The 19966-nt window shown below is 61.4% G+C and carries 10 protein-coding genes and 6 pseudogenes; 11 read left to right on the plus strand and 5 right to left on the minus strand.

The genetic code is table 11. The features are described from left to right. Positions 1-302: 302 nt before the first annotated feature. The 4 genes and pseudogenes from RHM58_RS28000 to RHM58_RS28015 all read left to right on the plus strand — a co-directional run bounded on the left by RHM58_RS28000 (position 303) and on the right by RHM58_RS28015 (position 3208). Positions 303-686 carry a tautomerase family protein gene (locus tag RHM58_RS28000; RefSeq protein WP_201256999.1) on the plus strand — a complete coding sequence of 128 codons (384 nt, stop codon included), beginning with the start codon at positions 303-305 and terminating at the stop codon, positions 684-686. A gap of 30 nt (positions 687-716) precedes the next feature. Further along, positions 717-1334, plus strand: coding sequence for a TetR/AcrR family transcriptional regulator (locus tag RHM58_RS28005; RefSeq protein ID WP_322268803.1), 618 nt, complete (start codon positions 717-719; stop codon positions 1332-1334). Positions 1335-1509: 175 nt separating this feature from the next. Further along, positions 1510-2033 (plus strand): annotated as a pseudogene (locus tag RHM58_RS28010) (cysteine hydrolase family protein). A gap of 209 nt (positions 2034-2242) precedes the next feature. Then, a complete protein-coding gene (locus RHM58_RS28015) occupies positions 2243-3208 on the plus strand; it encodes a 2-hydroxyacid dehydrogenase (RefSeq protein WP_322268804.1) in 966 nt (321 codons plus the stop codon). Positions 3209-3469: 261 nt separating this feature from the next. Here the strand turns inward: RHM58_RS28015 and tssA are convergent, their stop codons facing one another. The 5 genes and pseudogenes from tssA to RHM58_RS28040 form a co-directional block, all read right to left on the minus strand. Next, positions 3470-4549 (minus strand): type VI secretion system protein TssA, encoded by a 1080-nt coding sequence (tssA, locus tag RHM58_RS28020; protein ID WP_201257003.1) that lies wholly within the window; start codon positions 4547-4549, stop codon positions 3470-3472. Further along, positions 4546-8363, minus strand: a pseudogene (locus RHM58_RS28025) (type VI secretion system protein). The gene tssA and the pseudogene RHM58_RS28025 overlap by 4 nt, the downstream one beginning before the upstream one ends. Further along, on the minus strand, positions 8360-9127 hold the full coding sequence (locus tag RHM58_RS28030; RefSeq protein WP_322268805.1) for a DotU family type IV/VI secretion system protein: 768 nt from the start codon (positions 9125-9127) through the stop codon (positions 8360-8362). Before RHM58_RS28030 ends, RHM58_RS28025 begins: the two are co-directional and overlap by 4 nt. Positions 9128-9145: 18 nt before the next feature. Further along, positions 9146-10477, minus strand: a complete 1332-nt coding sequence (gene tssK, locus RHM58_RS28035) for a type VI secretion system baseplate subunit TssK (protein ID WP_201255515.1) — start codon at positions 10475-10477, stop codon at positions 9146-9148. Between the two features lie 55 nt (positions 10478-10532). After that, complete coding sequence (locus tag RHM58_RS28040) at positions 10533-10982, minus strand: type VI secretion protein (protein WP_201255516.1); 450 nt, start codon at positions 10980-10982, stop codon at positions 10533-10535. Positions 10983-11208: 226 nt separating this feature from the next. Between RHM58_RS28040 and tssB the strand changes: the two are divergent. The 7 genes and pseudogenes from tssB (at position 11209) to tssH (ending at position 19895) form a co-directional block, all read left to right on the plus strand. Beyond that, positions 11209-11777 (plus strand): annotated as a pseudogene (gene tssB, locus RHM58_RS28045) (type VI secretion system contractile sheath small subunit). Between the two features lie 28 nt (positions 11778-11805). Next, positions 11806-13287, plus strand: a complete 1482-nt coding sequence (gene tssC, locus RHM58_RS28050) for a type VI secretion system contractile sheath large subunit (protein WP_201255518.1) — start codon at positions 11806-11808, stop codon at positions 13285-13287. A gap of 336 nt (positions 13288-13623) precedes the next feature. Next, complete coding sequence (locus RHM58_RS28055; RefSeq protein ID WP_201255519.1) at positions 13624-14127, plus strand: Hcp family type VI secretion system effector; 504 nt, start codon at positions 13624-13626, stop codon at positions 14125-14127. 15 nt (positions 14128-14142) lie between these two features. Continuing rightward, positions 14143-14585: pseudogene (tssE, locus tag RHM58_RS28060) on the plus strand (type VI secretion system baseplate subunit TssE). Then, positions 14569-16361, plus strand: a pseudogene (gene tssF, locus RHM58_RS28065) (type VI secretion system baseplate subunit TssF). The pseudogenes tssE and tssF overlap by 17 nt, the downstream one beginning before the upstream one ends. Then, positions 16325-17350, plus strand: a complete 1026-nt coding sequence (tssG, locus tag RHM58_RS28070) for a type VI secretion system baseplate subunit TssG (RefSeq protein WP_201255522.1) — start codon at positions 16325-16327, stop codon at positions 17348-17350. The pseudogene tssF and the gene tssG overlap by 37 nt, the downstream one beginning before the upstream one ends. Positions 17351-17352: 2 nt before the next feature. Next, positions 17353-19895 (plus strand): annotated as a pseudogene (gene tssH, locus RHM58_RS28075) (type VI secretion system ATPase TssH). The last annotated feature ends 71 nt before the right edge of the window (positions 19896-19966 follow it).

Below are 19966 nucleotides of genomic sequence, written 5' to 3' on the forward strand. Positions count from 1 at the left end.
GAAACAGGGGCGCGATTCTCCGGGATAAATGAGCAGAAGCAAAGACTTAGCTGAGGAATGGTTATGCGGATCAGATGCCAAGTGCGCTGCAGGCCCCTGTGGGAGTGAGCCTGCTCGCGATGGCTATTTCACTTTCAACATTGATGTCGGCTGATACTCCGCTGTCGCGAGCAGGCTCGCTCCCACTGGGATCTTCGTTGTTGTCGGGATTGTGCAGTTCGTCTGCCGGACAAAATGCATGCTTGATAAAGGTTAACCATCATGTATTTTGAACTAACCCACATTCTGTCTGGAGTCATCCCATGCCACTGGTTCGCGTTGACATCAAAAAGCATCAGGACCCGACTTTCGCCAAACGCGTGGGTCAGTTGATTTACGCCGCCATGCGCAGCGCGATCGGCGTGCCGGAACACGATAATTTCCAGATCCTGGCAGAGCACGATGAGCAGCATTTCATCTTCGACACCCAATACCTGGGCATCCAGCGCACCGACAACCTGGTGGTGATCCAGATCACGATGAATGAAGGCCGGACCCTGGAGCAGAAAAAACTGCTCTACAAGACCATTGCCGAGAGCCTGAACAGTGAACTGGCGGTGCGCCTGGAAGATGTTTTCATTAATCTGGTGGAAGTGAAGAAAGAGAACTGGTCGTTTGGAAACGGGATTGCCCAGTACGCCAGTTGATTCCTGTCCACTCAAACCTGTGAGCCGCTGATGCCCCGAGTCTCCCGCAAACAAGCCGACCTCAACCGCGAAATCATCGTCGAGGCGGCCACTCGGCTGTTTCGTGAGCACGGCCTCCACGGCATCAGCGTCGTCGACGTGATGGGCGCGGCCGGGCTGACCCACGGCGGCTTCTACGGACACTTCGAGTCCAAGGAAGCCTTGGCCCGTGAGGCCGGTGGTCGGGCGTTCGAGCAATCGGCAGAGCGCTGGAAAGCCAGGATCGCCGAGCATGATGACAAAAACGCCGCCCGCCACGCCTTGGTCGATCCGTACCTGTCGGCCGCCAGCCGCGACAATCCCGGCGACAGCTGCCCGGTGGTCGCCTTTGCCGGGGACATGTGCCACGAAGCGGCCGATAGCGGCTTGCGCCAGACCTTCATGGAAGGCCTCAACAAACTGCTGGAGTCTTATGGTTCGCTGCTCAACTCTGGCGATGCGGAACGTGATCGACGACAGGCGTTGGTCGAGTATTCACTGATGGTAGGCGCTCTGACTCTGGCCCGAGCGACCCGTGGGGAGCCCTTGTCCGATGAAATCCTCGAGGCGGCGCGCACGTTTTTGACCGCCGACGATGCCGTTGACAAGCCAGAAGCGCCCACCGCATGATCGGCCTCATGAACCTTTCTGCGCTGAACCTCACCCGTACCACCACGACCGCTTCCGGCGGGTCGTGGGGTGGCTGGCTGAGATAATCCCAGCGCAGTAAACCCAAGGCCCCGCCAGCAATGGACGGGGCCTTGTTGTTTCTCCCGTCCGTTCGGCACTTCACGGAGAAACACCTATGTCATCGGCACTTTTGATCATTGATATGCAGGTCGGGCTGTTCAACGGCCCGGACAAGCCCCACGACGGCGAGCGCTTACTGGCCAACATCCAGCAGCTCATTCGCCAGGCCAGGGCGCGCAAGGTGCCGATCTATGCCGTGCGCCACACCGGCCCTCAAGGTTCACCGATCGAGGCTGGCAGTCCTTTTGGCAGTTGCTGCCCGATCTGGAGCTGAATGCCAGCACTGATATCTTGTTCGACAAGGGCAAACCCAATGCCTTTTTCGCCACATCGCTTGCGCAGCAGTTGCGGGCTGGCGGAATCGACGAGCTGTTCATCGTCGGCATGAAAACCCAGTACTGCATCGACAGCACCTGCCGAGCGGCAGCTGATCTGGGGTTCAATCCGGTGCTGGTGGCCGATGCCCATACTTGCATGGACACGCCTGCGCTGCCGGCCCGGGCAATCATCGAGCACCATAACGCGACCTTGAAGGGTGCGTTCGCCAAGGTCGTTGACACGGCGGAAGTTGAATTTTGATTGATTGAAAAGATCGCAGGCTTCGCCAGCTCCTACACTGATCGCATTCGTCGACACGTTGTCGACAACCGCAATCGTGCAGGAACTGCCGAAGGCTGCGATCTTTTGATCCTTTTCGGCGATCCCTGGTGATTGCCAAACCGCTCTGGAATCAGCAATCTGCACCCATATTCGAGCCCCCGACATTCCGATGCCCACAGGAGCCCAGCATGACCGCAACCGTTCTGGTATTGGTTGAAACCATCAATGACTACCTGCCGATTCTCGAGCATCAGGGCTTTCACCTGATCCTGGCGCCGACGCCTGCCGAGCGCGCCCAAGCCATCACCACTCACGGCGCCCGTATCGATGCCGTGCTGACGCGTGGCCCGTTGGGTCTGTACGCCGAAGAAATCGCCGCCCTGCCCGCCCTGAAAATCATCTGCGTGATCGGCGCCGGTTACGAACACGTCGACCTGCAAGCCGCCAGCGACCGTGGCCTCACCGTCACCAACGGTGCCGGGGTCAATGCCTCTTCGGTGGCTGACCACGCCATGGCGTTGCTGTTGTCGCTGGTGCGCGATATTCCCCGAGCCGATGCCGCCGTGCGCCGTGGCGAATGGCCGAAAATCATGCGCCCGTCCCTTGCCGATAAACGCCTGGGCATTCTCGGGCTCGGCGCGGTCGGCATGGCCATCGCCAAGCGTGCCGCCAATGGTTTCGACATGAGCGTGAGTTACCACAACCGCCAGCACCGCAGCGACGTGCCCTACAGCTACTGCTCGACGCCGACAGAACTGGCGCGGGCGTCGGACTTCCTGGTCGTCGCCACCCCCGGCGGGCTCGGCACCCAACACCTGATCAATCGACAGGTGCTGGACGCGCTGGGGCCGAAAGGTTTCCTGGTCAACATTGCCCGGGCCAGCGTCGTGGTCACGGCAGACCTGATCAATGCACTGGAACAACGCAGGATCGGCGGCGCTGCACTCGACGTTTACGACCACGAGCCCAAGGTACCCGATGCCCTCAAGGCCTTGACTAACGTGGTCCTGACGCCGCATGTCGCCGGGCTATCGCCGGAAGCAACCCAAGGCACCGTGGAATTGGTGGGTAAAAACCTGGTGGCGTTCTTTGCCGGCAGGCCGGTGCTGACACCGATAGCCCTGCCGACACCCGTAGTGACCCGGACTGTCTGACACTCGGTTTCCCGACCACACACATAACCCATTGTGGGAGCGGGCTTGCTCGCGAAGAGGCCATCACATTCAACACCGATGTTGACTGTAAAACCGCTTTCGCGAGCAAACCCGCTCCCACAGTTGTTATGTGGTGAGCCGAGTATTTGTGGACGACCATAATCCATTGTGGGAGTGAGCCTGCTCGCGATGAGGTCATCACATTCAACACCAATGTTGACTGCTAGGCCGCTATCGTGAGCAGGCTCGCTCCCACAAAAGCTAAAGGACGCCGAGTAATGTCCAGAGTCGCCGGGACTCAGCATCAGCCGAGATCAATTCACCCAACAATTCGCTCAGGGGTTTGTTGCCCCACTCCACGCCTCGCCGGATCAAGTACGGCACGGGGCTGTGGGGTTCGGTGCGGGCCAGGTATTCGGCGATCAATAACAATTGCCGATACGCCTCTTCGCGACTCGCCGGCTCGCGAAAAACCTGTGGCGCCGCGGCCACATCCGCAGGACTTGATGCCACTTCGGGCGTTGTTTCGACAGGAGCCTCGGTGGAGTGTCGTGGGTGCATGGCGATGAACTCCTGAACCAGCGTCAATAACGCCTCGATGACATCCTGCAAGGCTTTGAAACCCGGGGCCTGGGCGCCGAGATAAAGGTCGCTCCAGGCTTCCAGCCGTTGCAGATGCTGAATGCTCAACAGCAAACTGCCCTGGCTGCGCAACCAGAAGGACAACGGCGTGGCGCGGATCTGCTCGGTGAGTTTTTTCTGCTCACTGCGCGCGGTTTCTGCCGAGGTTTTCGCGCCTTTGCTGTCATTGGCCAACACCTGCTGCACTTGCAACCGCCGCCAGGCATCCAGGCACACACCATCGAACTCGCCGTTACGCGGATCGAGCAACGGCACCCGGGTCAGCAGCACTTCGGTGTAGCGTCGGGCCAGCCATTCGAGCGGGATCACCCGCCACGATTGGTCACCATCCTCCGCCTGCGGGTGAAGGTGCTCGGGATAGCGCTCACACAACCCGGCGACCAGCGCGAGACTGCCCGGCAACCCCTCCAAACCATCCTGATGCAACCAGGCCTCGCCCAGCCAGGCACTGAGCATCAGGTCTTTGCTGCGTTCCAGCAGCAGGCTGGTGGTCAGTTTCTCCAGTTCCGGCCACTGGGCGCGTTTGATCGACGACTGCCAGACCCCGGTCGGCAGGCTCGTATCGTCCTCCCGGCGCAGCTCCCGCGCCTGATCGAATTCACGTTCATAACGCAAATCCAGGCCACAGGGCGCTTCGTCGCTGATCGGTGCCAGCAAGCGGTCAATCAGTTCCGGCAACGCTGTTGAAGGCATATTCACAAGCCCTCCTCCTGATTCATGGCGGTGGCGGATGCGGTCGCCCGGGTCTGCATAAACGGCGAACGCGGGGCCCGGGTGGGCAGCGGTTGAATGGATAACGGCAGCTTGGAACCCTGGCTCATCAACGACAGGCGCACATACATCAGGGTTTGCTCAGCCGTGCTGGACGACGCCGTCACCGGCAGGCGCAACATCAGCGGAAAATCCGTGTAATCCATGCTCGGCTGGCGCTGCACTGACTGGTGCGAACGCATCAGGCGCAGCAACGACCAAGGCCCGCCATACTCCCAACCGGCTTCCAGATCGCGCACCATCAGGCTCGGCTGCAGCGGATCGTTGGCCGGCCGCTGCGAGCCGTTTCGGGCCCAACGCAAGGTCAGCCGCACCGGTTGGCCGACCATCCAGCGCAAGTTCGGTTGAGCGTCGCCGGGGTAGTTGATTTGTTGGTTGCCGGCATTCAGGCTCCAGGCGATCACTTGATCGGCGCCGCGCTCCTCCTCGCGATCGGTGCGCCAGCGCACGTCCATCTCAACCCCGAGGATGCCGCTCTTGTCCCGCACAAACAGTGGGCCCAGCCAGGTGCTGGCCTGCTTCAAACGGTTGAGAAAATCTTCAGCGGCCAGCCGTTCCGGGGTCTGGCTGATCACCAATCCGGCCTGAGCCACCGGCAGGCGTTTGTCGATCAACTCCAGAAAGTGCTGGACCCGCGCCGGGTCGGCGTCGGTCGCCTGTATCCCATTGGCAAACGGAAAGCGCTCGGCCAAGTATTGATTGAAGTAGTTGGCCAGGTCGTTCCACGCCGCCGAAGCTTGTTGCTGTTGCAGGAACTGGCAACGCTGCATGGCCGATTGCTGTAATTCCAGTGCACGCAACGCCAACGTCCCGCGCCCGCCGGACAGGCTGGCGGTTTGCAGGATCTGCCCGCAGGACGTCGCATCCATTTCGATAAAGTCGCGACTCACCAACTGCTCGATCTGGGCCGGCGAACTGGCGGGGTTCGAATCCTTGTACTTGAGCAGTTCGTCATTGAGGGCGCTGAATTGCGTCACCCGCTCATAATCCAGCGCCGACAGCGTCTGCTGCTGGGTTTTCAGCCATTCCAGCGCGGAGGTCCGGCGCTCGGTGATGCCGAGCATGGTGTTGAATTGCTGCTTGAGGCTCAGCTTCAAATCCTGCACATCACTGGCGCCATACAGTTGCAGGCCAAGGTTTTTCGAGCCGTCCCACTGACTGATTTCGGTGCGCCCGCTGAACAGCGGCTGCGCGGTGATTTCATCAAGACCGCCGACGACCTGAGCCATGGCACGCCGGTTCAAGGCACTTTGCAGACGCGTCGCCAGGTCGCTGCGGCGTAACTCGATAAAGGCTTTCTGCAAGGCCACCGCTTGCGGCGCTTGCACGTCGAATGTCCCGTAGCCGTGCGGTTGATCATCGTGCTCCTTGAGGCTCAACCACATAGCCTTGGCTGCCGCGCCTTCAGCGGCTTCGAGCAAGGCACCGCGATACGCCGGCGGAATGCGCGGCAGTTCTTCGGCGGCGTAACTCTTGTAGCTGGCGAAGTAGTTCAGCGCGCTGTTGAGGTCATCGCCGTCGGCGTTCTGCCCCTGCATGTCACCGGACTCATCCGCACGCATGGCAATGGCGACGAAGTCTCGCTTGAACAGCGCTTGCACAGCGGTGTTCAACTGGCTGACATGCTCCTGCAACACCAACTGCCCGCTGCCTTGTTGCACCAGCAAGTTGCCCCTGGAACCGGCCTGGGCAATCCACTGATCACGGAAACTCTGCTGCAACTTCGACGCTTGCTGATCCAGTTGCTGCTCGACCTGCGGGCCGAGCAAAGCGCTCTGGCGCACCTTGTCCATCATCTCGCGATAACCGGGCACCAGGTCCTGGCCCTTGCCGCGACTCCAGGCCGAGTTGGTCAGGCCGACCAACCCTTGCAGGTCGTCGATCAGCGCCCGCAGATCTTCAAGTTCGGTCAGGGAGTTACCACTGCCGGCCTCGAGCTGCTCCAAGTGCAACTTGAGATAACCGGCCTGGCGCACAAAGTTGTCGGCCAGGAAGTACTGGTCGAGCCAATGCTCCATCAGCCCGGAAAAGTTCTCCTTGATTGCCGGGCGCTCTGGCGTCAGGTCCAGCGGTTTCAAGCTGTCGCCATTGGCATCCAGCAGCACCCGGTTGTAGAAACCGGCGCGGCGCAAGGTGCCAAGATTGAGGTTCAGGGACAACGCGTTGTTGCTCAGCGTCACCACGTCTTCGAGGGGCCCCTTCGGGTTGTTCAGAGCCTGATTGAACCACTGGTTCTGTTGCTCAAGGCGTACCGCCCGTTCTACAAGATCCTTGGCCTTGACGTAGTTTTGCCACTGGGCCGGGTCTTCACTTTCGACATTGCCACGACGTTCGGTGTTGCGAATGGCCTTGAGCTGCGCCAGATCCGCGATCAACAAGTCGTGCAACGGTTGCAACCATTGGCTTTGGGCGGTGCTGCGCAATTCATTCTCCAGTTGCACGTCCAGGGACGAAAACCAGGAAGTGGGAAAGACCAGCGATGTGTAGCTCCAGCGCGGGGCTTTCTCCAGGACTCGCCAAAAGCCCTGAACGTTGCGTCGGGTCGCTTCCAGACGATGGGACTCATCAGTGACCGCCATGTAGTTCTTCTGTGCGCCTTGCAACAGGCGCGACAGTTCATGGGCGTCATTGACCGAGTCCCGCCAGACCCAGAGCATCCCGGCAATCCAGATCACCCCGACCACCAGTGCGATCCCCCGGTCAGACGCTGCCAACGCTGGCGCAGGCGCAAAAGACGCGGCACCACTTGGGCCAGGCCTCGTTCGGCCACCACCCGCCGCTGCCACAACTGCCGGGCGAAGGCGCTCTGCTGCAAGTCGCTGTCATCGGCGTCAAACCCGTCGAGCGCGTCTTCGGCAGGCTGGTTGGCGGTGAAATACACCCCGCGAAAACGCGGCGCCTCACCCTGGGCATTGCCCTGGAATACCGGCTCCAACAGGGTTTGCAGGTTGCGCCGCAATGCCTCAAGACGTTCCGGTAAACCGTATAACTCGCCACTCAAATGGCCGGCCAAGGTGCCGATTTCGATGATTGATTCCGACAAGGCGCGATGGACCTGATCCAGCGCCTGGTCACTCCATTGCGAATGCCAGACGGCTTCAGGGCCATGGGGCGAAGACCAGCCCAGCATTCGCTCGCGACTCTCTTGCGGCAGCGCGCTGATCAACTCCTGAAAGCCCGGCAGCTCTTCCATGCCGGTAATCACCACGTACACCGGCAGGCTCAAGCCAAAGCGCTGCAGCAAATCAATGAAGCGCCGACGCGCCGCCAAACCGAGGTTCGCGGCCTGTTCGACATTGGCCAGATGGCTGACCGGCACGGTCCAGATCACTCCGTCCAGCGGCCGTTTGCTGCGCAGGCGCAAGATCAACCCGAGCAAACGCCACCAGCCGCCCCGTTGCAGGTTCATGCCTTCGTCGGGCAGGAACAGCGCTTGCGGCACCACCAGCACCGCGCCTTCGGGGTCCGACCACCAGCGCCCGAACCAGGCCGGTTTGTCGGTCGGTTGCAAGCGCCATTCGGTGCACAATTGCGTGCCTTGGGTTTCGTTGCCGAGCATCAACAACCAAGGAATCTGATAGCGGTCCTGGGCGCCTTGCTCCTGCTCCATGTGCCGCACGGCCGCATAGAAACTGCGAATCGCCGCCCCGCTCTGGGTACGCAACCACCAGAGCGCCACGGCAATAATCACGATCAGCAACAGCACCGCAACGATCAAGCCAATCATCTGCAGGGTGCTCATGAGTCTTGCTCCGAGACGCTGACCGAGTCGGTCATCTGCAACACCGGCTCCAGTTCCTGGCGGATATCGTGCCAGAACAACTGCCCCAGCCCGGTCAGCAATAGCAGCATGGCCAAAATCCCCACTCCGAGGCGAAAGCCATCCGGTATCGATAGCCGCACCGGCAAATGAATCGGCGGTACAGTTGACGGCTGCGCCAGCCGGGCGCCGACATCGGCATAATCGGCTTCGTGTTGCCAGGCAAAGGAGAACAGCGCCAGGCGCAATTTTTCATGCTGGGCCTGACTGTGCTCACCGCGCAGCCGCCCTTCGAACCCGAGCACCAGGCATTGCAAATAGACATTGGCCAGGTCGCGGGTGGTGGGGATCTGCTCCTCCAGCAATTCCTTGATGGCGGTTGGCAGCCGCTCACCGGCCTGTCGGCTGGCGTACATCCTCGACTCCAGGGGTTTTTCCTGCCACGCGGACTGGCCCGGCCACGGAGTAAACACCAGGGTTTCATCGATCAGCGCGACAAAGGCATAGACCAGCGCCTTGACTTGCTCGGTCGCCCCATCGCCAACCCGGGCGAATGCCGTGCGCCACAGTCGCTGGGAGATTTGCGTGGACATCTCAACCACCGCCTCGACCAACGCCGCCTCATCACCGTCCCTGGGCAACTGGCTCCATTCCTCGGACCATTGCAGCCAGGCCTGGCGAAAGGCACTGCTCAGCGGTGCTTCGTGGAGGCCCCGTGTACCCGCCCCGGCATTCCCTTCAGACATACGACGCCCCTTCCTTGATCAAGCACTTTCACTGGCCTGGGCCACAAACAACACCACTTGCCATGGGCTGCTCGCCGGTTTTGAGGCCGGCGCGGCAATCAGCAACGGCAACTGCCCATCGAACCATTGGCCTTCGGCCGTCACCACGAACAACCGCGTATCGTCGCCAACGCTGTAGGCCACCTGTTCGTTGCGGTTCATGGCCTGATGCACCAAGCCGCTCATGCGCTGGCGACTGAGCAACGGGATGTGCGGCTGCGAGGCGATGATCGCGCCGCTCAGCCATTCACTCGCGGCGTGATCACTGACGCCGTTAGGCATGCGCAAACCGATCACCAGACGCTGGCTCGGCTGATCGTCGGGCAGTTGAATCGAGAAGCTCTGTTCGCTGCGCGCAAACGGCAGGCTGCGATAGCCGGCGCGAATCAATTCGAGGGTTTTCTCCAGCCAGTCGAGGACCGCCTCATAACCGCGTTGCAGCTCAAGAAAATCCAGCGGCGCGAACGGCGGCACACCGGCCAACGGGTCCAGCGCCGACCATGCGCCGGCCAGCCCGAGCAACACGCCGTATAAGGTCTGCGGGGTCGCCTGGCGGCTGCCCAGCGTGCCTTCGACCTCCGGCAGCCGCGCCCAGAGCGCGGTCAACTGACGGCGAATTTCTACCGCGTCGTCCTGATCCCCGGCCTGCTGGGCCTGACGCAAACGGCCGGCGAGGAACATGCATTTCTCCCGCGCCCTGGCACACAAACCGGCCACCCGCCGGCCAATAACGGATTCCGGCAACAGGCTTGGGGTCGGTGGTGTGTAAGGCAACGAGATAAACCCGCCGCCCTCCTTGCGGATTTTCAGCAACGGCAGGCAGACGGAGTCCGCCTTGTTCAATTGCGTGCACAAGCGCGGGTTCGGGCGCCACACGGTGATCGATTCGGGGTACTCGCCGCTGGTCAAATCCGGCAACGCATCGCCGACCACCGATTGCAGTCGGCCCTTGAGCGGCAGCAACTGCCCGGCGCGCCACAACGGGCTGACTGCCAGGTAAACCGTGACGGTTGCGTCGTCGGTGGCGTTGATGGCTTCACCGACGTTGAGCTCCAGCATCGGCCCCACTCCGGCGAGCAGATTGACTGGCAAACCGTCGGGCATCGTCGCTTGAAGATTGATTAACCGCACCAGCCCGGCACTCAGTGCGCCGGGGTCGACTTCGATTCGGCTTACACCCCAGAACCATGGATTACACGCTTGGGCAAAATGCGCGACCAGCGCCTCTGCCCGCAGCCCTTGCAACTGAAAATGCTGGGGCAATAACTGCATGCCTTCATGCCAGCAAACCGCGTCAGGTAACAGGCTCATACGATTCCTTTCGACGTCTAAGTGCGGCCGCGCACGGGGCGTTGTTGCGAGTGACTCAGTGCGGGCTGTCGCTGAGCAGCGTCATCTCGCGACTGTCGAACTTGAGCCAGGCTTTGCTCTGGTCATCGAGCCTTAACCGGTGTGCTCCGGGAGTGTTATAGCTGGCGAAGACCAAAAGTCCAGCCGCCCGCTTGCCCCCCAGCGGGAAGGGTTGTTTGTCGATGAATTGACCGGGGACCAGCTCCAGCCCCCAGACCGTTATCAACTGCCGGTAGTCGCGCTGGAACTGCTCACGCTCGGTGAACCACTGGCGGGCGGTGATGCCCGACAGTTGCTTGAGCAGATCCGGGTCATTCACCGCAATGAAATCCACGGCAATCGGGGTGTCGTCGTTGGCCTTCGGCGCGACGTCGATGGTCAGGCTGTCGAGGTCCACCCGTGGCCCGAATAACGAACACCCGGCGAGGGACAAGAGCACAGCGCAGGCAAAAAAACGTGCAGACAAAATGAATTTTCCTTTTCTCATGACGGTCCTAAAAAGGTTTTCCCTTGCTTTTTTATAGACCTGTTCTAGCGTCTTGGGTAGTTCGGCCCACACGGCGAATGAGGAAGGTTTGTCAAAGGAACGACAGGTCCATCTGCCACCCTTTCTAACCTACGGTCCAGCAAGGGAAAGCGATGAACGGGCCTCCCGATGCATTGCGCCCGCTCATGCATCGGAGTCAACCAACATGGCAGAAAGTACTCAGCACAAGCTCGACAGGGTTCGCCCACCCCGGGTGCAAATCACCTACGACGTCGAAATCGGCAACGCGATCGAGAAAAAGAATTGCCGTTGGTGGTGGGCATTCTCGCCGACCTTTCCGGCAAACCCCTCAACGCCCTTCCCAAGCTGACCGAACGACGCTTCACCGAGATTGACCGCGACAACTTCAACGAAGTGCTTGCCTCGATCGCTCCCCGCGCCACCTTGCAGGTCAACAACACCCTCACCCCCGGCGACAACAGCAAGCTCAACATCGAGCTCAACTTCAAGCACATCGACGACTTCGACCCCGTGAGAGTGGTCGAGCAGGTCACGCCGCTGCGGCGCCTGTTCGAAGCCCGCCAGCGCCTGCGCGACCTGCTGACCAAGCTCGACGGCAATGACGATCTGGACAAGCTGTTGCGCGATGTCATCGCCAACACCGAAGGCCTGCAAGAGATCAAGTCTGCCCGTCCGGAAGCCCCAGCCCCTGCTGCCCCTGCTGCCCCTGCTGCCGCAGGCGACAGCGAAGCGCCGGCCGAACCGCAAGCCTGATCACTCAATCACTTAGGGAGAAGTTGCCATGCCTGCTTCAGCCGCCGCCAAAACCAGTGAAAGCACCACAGAAAGCCTGTCCCTGCTAGACCGCATCATCGCCGACGGCCGCATGGCCCATGACGACAGTCAGCAGGACTATGCCCGCGACATGCTCGCGGAATTCGCCATCCAGGTACTCGACGAAGGCATGGCCATCGACAAGGACACCGTGGCGATGATCAACGACCGCATCAGCAAGATCGACAAGCTGATCAGCGCGCAACTCAACGAAGTGCTGCACCACCCCGACATGCAAAAACTCGAAGCCTCCTGGCGTGGCTTACACCTGCTGGTGCAAAACACCGAAACCAGTTCCCGGCTCAAACTGCGTCTGCTCAACGTGACCCAAAAAGAGCTGCAAAACGACCTGGAAAAAGCCGTCGAGTTCGACCAGAGCGCGCTGTTCAAAAAGATCTACGAAGAAGAGTACGGCACCTTTGGCGGCCATCCGTTCAGCCTGCTGGTGGGTGACTACACCTTCGGCCGACACCCGCAGGACATCGGCCTGCTGGAGAAACTGTCGAACGTCGCCGCTGCTGCGCACGCGCCGTTCATAGCCGCCGCCAGCCCACGGCTGTTCGACATGAACAGCTTCACCGAACTGGCCGTACCGCGTGACCTGTCGAAAGTCTTCGAGAGCCAGGAGTTGATCAAATGGCGCTCTTTCCGCGAAAGCGAAGACTCGCGCTATGTGTCACTGGTGCTCCCGCACTTCCTGCTGCGCCTGCCGTACGGCCCGGAAACCTCGCCGGTGGAAGGCATCACCTACATTGAAGACGTCAACGGCAGCGACCACAGCAAATACCTGTGGGGCAACGCCGCATGGGCCTTGTCGCAACGCATCACCGAAGCCTTCGCCAAGTACGGCTGGTGCGCGGCGATTCGCGGCGCTGAAGGCGGCGGCGCGGTCGAAGGGCTGCCGGCGCATACCTTCCGCACCAGTTCCGGCGACCTGTCGCTCAAATGCCCGACCGAAGTGGCGATCACCGACCGCCGGGAAAAAGAGCTCAACGACCTCGGCTTCATCGCCCTGTGCCACAAGAAAAACAGCGACGTGGCGGTGTTCTTCGGTGGCCAGACCACCAACAAGTCCAAGCTCTACAACACCAACGAGGCGAACGCTAACGCGAGGATTTCGGCGATGTTGCCGTACGTGCTCGCCGCATCGCGCTTCGCGCATTACCTGAAGGTGATCATGCGCGACAAGGTCGGCAGTTTCATGACCCGCGACAACGTGCAGACCTACCTCAACAACTGGATCGCCGACTACGTGCTGATCAACGATAACGCGCCGCAAGAGATCAAGGCGCAGTACCCGTTGCGTGAAGCCCGAGTGGACGTGACCGAAGTCGCCGGCAAGCCGGGCGCCTACAAGGCCACGGTGTTCCTGCGGCCGCACTTCCAGCTCGAAGAACTGACCGCCTCGATCCGCCTGGTCGCCACCCTGCCGCCACCGGTTGCAGCCTGACAGCTGAAACTTGTGGCCCCACTAAACCTGTGGCCCCACTGAGTCCTGTGGCTCTACTGAGTTCTGTGGCTCTACTGAGTTCTGTGGCTCTACTGAAAAACTGTGGCGAGGGAGCTTGCTCCCGCTGGGGCGCGAAGCGGCCCCAACAAATGGGCCTGCTACGCAGTCCAGCGGGAGCAAGCTCCCTCGCCACAGGTTCAGTGTTCTGCTCTCAGGTTCAGTATTCAGCTCCACAGGTTCGGTGTTTGGCTTATCAGGTTCAGTGTTCGGCTTAATTGATTGGCATTGGGCATTCACCCACGTGCCTATAGCGATAACCTTCAGGAGTTTCATGCGATGGATGCAATCATTCTCGACCTCGGCGGCGACATCAAAGGCGACAGTCTGCTCGAGGGCTACAAGGACAAAATCGAAGTCATGTCCTACAGCCACAACGTGGCGATGCAGGTGACCAACGACGTCAGCAACTCGGAGCGAACCTCCGGCAAGCCGCACATCGGCGAGTTCACCCTGACCAAATTCGTCGACAGTTCCACCCCGTCGCTCAACGAATATTGCTGCGCCGGCAAACCGATCCCGGAAGCCAAGATCACCATCGGCCGTAACGCCTCCGAAGGCAGCGGCCAACTGATGCCGTTCATCATCTACACCCTGACCAACGTGGTGCTGTCCAATGTCAGCGTCAGTGGCGGCACCGGCGGCAAACCGGTGGAAACCATCTCCCTGAACTTCACCAAGATCAAATGGGAACTCACCGCGCAGAAAGACGACGGCACCAAGGAAGGCACGGCTGCCTCGACCTGGGACCTGGCCGCCAACAAACTCATCAAAGCCAAGTAAGCGGACGCGTCGGCCATGGCAGGCACCGGCATCCTCCCCCGCTGTTCGAGCGTCTCGCAACAGGCGATAGCGATACCGTGCAGGTGTTCGACCGCCAGGGCTTGCTCGAATCGGTACAAACGGAGTTGTCACGCCTGTTCAACACCCGACGCGGCCCGCGCGCCCTGACCTCCCCACCGAGCATTCTCGACTACGGCATCGCTGACTGGACCGCCCTGCAACAGCAGCGCAGCGATGACCGTCGTCAGTTGGCGCGGGAAGTGCGCGAGGCTATCAATCAATTTGAACCGCGCCTGAAACTGGGCGAGGTTCACGTCAATCCGGTCCCCGGCCAACCGCAGCAACTGAGCATTCGCCTGCTTGGCGAATTGCGCAGCGGCCAGCAGCACTGGCCCGTGGCATTTGTCATCGAGAAGGCCCGCGATGGCCTTGAGGTGCGTCATGAGCGACTCGATTGACCCGCAACTGCTCGACTACTACCAACGTGAGCTGACCTGGCTGCGACACGCCGGGAGTATTTTCGCCGAGCGTTATCCCAAGGTTGCCCGACGCCTGGAACTGTCCCCCGGCGAATGCCCCGACCCGCATGTCGAACGACTGCTGGAAGGCTTCGCGCTGCTGGCGGCGCGCCTGCAACGGCGCCTCGATGACGACTACGCCGAATTCAGCGATGCCCTGCTGGAACAACTTTACCCTTTGGCCATGCGCCCGCTGCCGTCCTGCGCGATCGTGCAGTTCGAGCCGGACCCGAGCAAAGGCAACATCGCGGGTGGTTATCCATTGCCACGGGATACGCCGTTATTCGTCACCACCAGCAAAGGCGAAAACATCCACTTTCGCACCAGCGCCGCGGTTCGACTGTGGCCGGTGGAAATCAATGAGGCCCTGCTGCTGGGCAGCGACGAAGCCCAGGCCCTGACCGGCGTGGCCCAGGCCCGATCGGCGCTACGCCTGAGTTTGCGTTGCCTGGGCGAAAGTCAGTGGTCGCAGCTCAATATCCAGCATCTGCGCATCCATCTGGCCGCGTCGCCGGTGATCAATGCCTGCCTGTATGACCTGCTCGGCGCCCATGCCACGCAGGTACTGGCCGGACCGGCGGGCAGCGTGCCCAAAGAGCTGGCGGGGTTGCCGCAGATTGTCGGGTTTGCCAGTGATGAAGTCTTGCTGCCAGACGAGGACGGTGTGCACCCCGGCATGCGCCTGCTCGCCGAATACTTCGCCTTCCCGGACAAATTCAACTTCTTCGACCTGCCATTGGCCGGCGCCAGCAGCGACAGCCAGACGCTGTTTCTATACATCGTCTTCGACCGGCCGCCGACCAATCGCATGCACCTTCAGGCCAGCGACATCGCCCTCGGTTGCGCGCCAGCGATCAACCTGTTCCCGCGGACCTCAGAACCTTTGCGCCCGGACGGCACCCGTAGCGAATACCGCTTGGTGGCCGACAGTCACCGGGAAAACAGCGTCGAGATCCACAGCATCCGCGCGGTTCGCGCCACGACCCGTCAAGGCGTGCAACGGGTGCCAGCGTATTACGGCAGTCAACACGGTGGCGGCGACAAACAATGCTACTGGCATGCGCGACGGGTCAGCGGCATGACCCCCAATCGGCTGGGCACCGACCTGATGCTCAGCCTGGTCGACACCCGGCTCGACCCGCTCTCGGAGTTCGTCGAATTCAGCCTCACCGCCGAATTGCTGTGCACCAATCGACACCTGGCCCAAAGCCTGCCAGCCGGCACTGCGCTGGGTTTCGAACGGCCGGGGCCGGTGGCGTGGGCACGGCTGCGCAACCCGCCGAGTCCGCAAAGCTTGCCGCGCTTGGACGGTGAATCGCGCTGGCGATTGGTGTCGCAACTGACCCTCAATCATTTGTCGCTGGTCGAAGGACCGAAAGCGCTGGATGCACTCAAGGAAATCCTCCAACTGCACAACTTGCGGGACGAGGCCAGTGCCCTGCGGCAAATCCAAGGATTGCTGAGCCTGGGTTGCGAACGGGTTATCGGCCATGTCGGCGAAGACGCCTGGCGCGGCTGGCGCAATGGGCTGGAGGTGCGGCTGCAACTCGATTCGCAGCATTTCGTCGGCAGCAGCGCGGTGTTGTTTTCGGCGGTACTGGCGCAGTTTTTTCGCTGTATGCCACGGCTAACCGCTTTGTGCGCACGGTGTTGGTCCAGTCAGACAAGGAGGTGAAAACATGGCAACCCCAAGCTGGAATGCCGCTGTCCCTCTGAACCTGAGTGAAAAACTGCGGCGCGATCCACAAGCGTTTGAACTGTTGCAGGCCTTGCTGTTGCTGGAGCGTGAACACCCGCAGGCCGAATCCCTGGGCAGCGGTACTTCGCCGCAAGCCGAAGCCATTCGCTTGCGCGGGCCGTTGACGCCGCTGTTCGCCGCCAGCGAAATCGAAAGCCTGACTCAGGAAGCAGGCCAACAACCGACCCTCAGCACACCGGTATTTGGCCTCGGCGGGCCGGACGGCCCCCTGCCCTACGCCTATCAGGAATGGCTGCAACAACGGGCCCGGGCCAAGGATCATGCACCGGCCGAATTCCTCGACCTGTTCCAGCATCGCTTGCTGAGCCTGCTTTATAAGGTGATGCGCAAACATCGAATCGCCATCGGGTTCACCGTTCCCGGCGCGTCTGCGGTACAGGCGCAATTGCGCGCGCTGACCGGGTTGCTGCCCAAAGCCTTGCAGGAACGCCAGGCTGTTCCCGATTCCGCTGTGTTGGCGTGCAGCGCGCTGTTCGCCGACGGCCGTCGCTCACTCGCCGGTTTCGCGGCAATTGTGCGCGAGCAGTTTGAGTTGCCGGTTGAACTCAGTGCCTACGAAGGCGCCTGGCGAGAAATCCCGCTCGCCAGTCGCAGCCTTATGAAACCGGGTGGGCGCAACCTGCAACTGGGCCGCACGGCGGTGGCCGGCACGCGAGTCTGGGACGAACACGCCGGCATTCGCCTGACCGTCGGCCCATTGAACTCAGCCCAGGCCGCGCGCTTTTTGCCGGACGGCAAAGCCCACCCGGCGCTGGCCAGCCTTAGCGCGCTGTATTTCGGCCCCGACCTGGATTGCACGCTGGTGTTGCTGGTGCGCGGTGCCGGCCCGATGAAACTCAGTCGCGAGGCACCGCCGCTGTTGAGCTGGAACGGCGGCTTGCAACGGCAAACCAGCCTCGCCGTGCAACGAATCGAAACCCGCCTTCGTCAGCTGGAGATCACCTGAACATGGAACTGGCCAGCCTGATCGGACGCCTCAACCCCGACAACCGCCGCGCCCTGGAACGGGCCGCGCAACGCTGCTTGCAACGGGGTCATCATTACGTCGAAATCGAGCACTTGCTGCTGGAACTGCTGGACATCGAGGGGGTGACTTCGCCTGGCTGCTGCCGCGTTTTGGCCTGGAGCGCGACGCCCTGAGCGCCGAAATCAACAAGGCGCTGGAACTGTTCAAATCCGGCAGCACCCGCACTCCCGCGCTGTCGGCGCACACCATTGGCTTGCTGGAAGACGCGGTGGTCCAGGCCAGTGTATTGGGGCTGGACAGCATTCGTTCCGGCTTGCTGCTGCTGGCCTTGATCGACCGCGACGAGCGCCGCAGTCTGCTGCTCAACAGTGCTTCATCGCTGCTGAAGATTCCCCGGGAGGCGCTGCGCAGCAACCTGCTGGAATGGACCGAAAGCTCACGCGAACACGTTGGTGGCGTGCGCCCGATTGTTCCGGGAAACCCGCAGCCGAAGCAAGACTCGGTGCTCGATCAATACACCCAGGACCTGACCGCCGACGCCCATGCCGGGCGCATCGACCCCATCGTCGGGCGCGACGGCGAGATCCGTCAGTGCATCGACATCCTGCTGCGGCGCCGACAGAACAACCCGATCCTGGTTGGCGCTCCCGGTGTCGGTAAAACAGCTGTAGTCGAAGGCCTGGCCCTGCGCATCGCCGCCGGGGACGTGCCGCCATCGCTGCAAGAAGTCAGCCTGCGGGTCCTCGACCTCGGTTTGTTGCAGGCCGGCGCCGGGGTCAAAGGCGAGTTCGAGCAACGCCTCAAAGGCGTGATCGACGCCGTGCGCAGCGCGGAGAAACCGATCATTTTGTTCATCGACGAAGCCCACACCCTGATCGGTGCCGGGGGCGCGGAAGGTGGCAGCGACGCGGCCAACCTGCTGAAACCGGCGTTGGCCCGCGGCGAGTTGCGCACCCTGGCCGCGACCACGTGGCTGGAGTACAAAAAATACTTCGAGAAAGACCCTGCGCTGGCGAGGCGTTTTCAACTGGTGCAAGTCGAGGAGCCGGACGAAATCACCGCCGTAGAAATGCTTCGTGGCGTCGCCGCCAAACTGGAGCAACACCACGGCGTGCAAGTGCTCGACGCGGCGATTCATGAAGCAGTGAAACTGTCCCATCGCTACATCTCTGGCCGCCAGCTACCGGACAAAGCCATCAGCGTGCTCGACACCGCGTGCGCCCGGGTTGCCCTCGGTCAGCATGACGTGCCGCCACCGCTGGAAAGCCTGCGCCATCGGCAGAACAGCCTCAAGGATGAAGTCGAACGCCTGCGCCGGGAACAAGCCACCGGGCTCGATCACCGCGAGCGCATCACCCTGCTGGAAAGCGAATCTATCGGCAACGTGCAGGCCATTCGTGAACTGGAAACCCGTTGGAACGAAGAACGGGTCGCCGTGCGCGAACTGCTGGAAACCCGCCGTGAGTTACTGGCGTTGAGCGAACGCGCCGACAGCGACAAACCGGACGAAGGCACCGACAGCCGCATCGATCATTTGGCTGCCGAACTGGTGCGACTGGAAGCCGGACTCGACGCGATCCGCCAAGACGACCCGCTGGTGCCAGAACAGGTCGACACCAAAACCGTCGCCGCCGTGATCGCCGGCTGGACCGGCATCCCGGTCGGCAAAATGCTCGCCGACGAAGCCCACGCCGTGCGCACCCTCGGCCAACGAATGGGCCAACGCGTCATGGGCCAAAGCATCGCCCTCGGCACCATCGCCCAACGCTTGCAAGCCTACCGCGCCGGCCTCACCGACCCGCAAAAACCGGTCGGGGTGTTCCTGTTGGTCGGTCCCACGGGCGTCGGCAAAACCGAAACCGCTTACGCCTTGGCCGACGCGTTGTACGGCGGCGAACGCAACCTGATCAGCATCAACCTCTCGGAATACCAGGAAGCCCACACCGTCAGCCAACTCAAAGGCGCCCCGCCTGGGTATGTCGGTTATGGCAGCGGTGGCGTGCTCACCGAAGCGGTGCGGCGCAAACCGTATTCGGTGGTGTTGCTGGATGAAATCGAGAAGGCGCATCCGGATGTGTTGGAGGCGTTTTATAACGTCTTCGATAAAGGCGTGATGGAGGATGGGACCGGGTTGGTGGTCGACTTTAAAAACACCGTGATGTTGGCCACCAGCAATGTTGGGGCTGAGTTGCTGCTCGATACACCGGTGGCGCAGTTGGGCACCGATGCCTTTAACGAAGCGCTGCATAAGGTGCTGCTACAAGCGTTTCGACCGGCGTTTTTGGCGCGCATGACCGTGGTGGAGTATCGGCCGCTGGATGAAGCGACGCTGGAAGGGATTGTGTTGGCCAAGCTTGAGAAGTTACGTGCACGGTACAAAGCGGCGACCGGCAAGCAATTCGAGTTTGATGCCGGGATTGTGCAGGCGGTGTTGGCCAAGTGCAGTGCGGCGGGGGCCAGGGATGTCGAGAATGTGTTGATGACCCAAGTGACGGGGAAGTTGGCGGAGTGGGTGTTGGAGTAGCGCCTGTCCCGTTTCGCAGTGCAAGGGATGTTGAAATGTATTGATGGTTAAAGTACCGGGAAAGTTGGCGG

Origin of the sequence: Pseudomonas sp. 10S4 (assembly GCF_034344865.1) — a bacterium.
In the GTDB taxonomy this organism is placed as follows: domain Bacteria; phylum Pseudomonadota; class Gammaproteobacteria; order Pseudomonadales; family Pseudomonadaceae; genus Aquipseudomonas.

Bases quoted from the DNA above. Each gene is read 5' to 3' on its own strand.
- RHM58_RS28015 (WP_322268804.1), top strand. From the start codon at position 2,243: ATGACCGCAACCGTTCTGGTATTGGTTGAAACCATCAATGACTACCTG.
- RHM58_RS28030 (WP_322268805.1), bottom strand. From the start codon at position 9,127: ATGTCTGAAGGGAATGCCGGGGCGGGTACACGGGGCCTCCACGAAGCA.
- RHM58_RS28055 (WP_201255519.1), top strand. From the start codon at position 13,624: ATGGATGCAATCATTCTCGACCTCGGCGGCGACATCAAAGGCGACAGT.
- RHM58_RS28005 (WP_322268803.1), top strand. From the start codon at position 717: ATGCCCCGAGTCTCCCGCAAACAAGCCGACCTCAACCGCGAAATCATC.
- tssK (WP_201255515.1), bottom strand. From the start codon at position 10,477: ATGAGCCTGTTACCTGACGCGGTTTGCTGGCATGAAGGCATGCAGTTA.
- tssG (WP_201255522.1), top strand. From the start codon at position 16,325: ATGGCAACCCCAAGCTGGAATGCCGCTGTCCCTCTGAACCTGAGTGAA.
- RHM58_RS28000 (WP_201256999.1), top strand. From the start codon at position 303: ATGCCACTGGTTCGCGTTGACATCAAAAAGCATCAGGACCCGACTTTC.
- tssC (WP_201255518.1), top strand. From the start codon at position 11,806: ATGCCTGCTTCAGCCGCCGCCAAAACCAGTGAAAGCACCACAGAAAGC.